The organism is Roseovarius sp. A46 (assembly GCF_004126395.1).
Lineage (GTDB): Bacteria > Pseudomonadota > Alphaproteobacteria > Rhodobacterales > Rhodobacteraceae > Roseovarius > Roseovarius nitratireducens.
The window spans coordinates 1-251 of record NZ_PVWS01000112.1 but is presented as its reverse complement, the minus strand read 5'-3'; the positions used below and the strand labels follow the sequence as shown (position 1 = coordinate 251).

Below are 251 nucleotides of genomic sequence, written 5' to 3'. Positions count from 1 at the left end.
TTCGCAACAGTTTTTGGGTTGATCCCCAACTCCCGGCTCAACTCCGAGAGCGAAGCCTGCGATCGCTGTATTGCAGCTCTGACGGCGTGCGTGGTCGTGGCGCTGCCGTGACGAACTTGTCCCATAGGAACGTCTGAAAAACCTGCGACTTTCTGCCTAATCTGATAGGTTTGGGGCGTCCGCCAGAGGAGTCCTGCCGATGCCGAAACAGCCCGCCTTTCCCAGCCTGCGTGATGCGATGAAGAAGAAGG

General features: G+C 57.8%; 1 pseudogene. It reads right to left on the bottom strand.

The features are described 5' to 3' along the window. Positions 1-125, bottom strand: a pseudogene (locus C6W92_RS17570) (IS481 family transposase); the annotation flags it as partial. Positions 126-251: the final 126 nt, after the last annotated feature.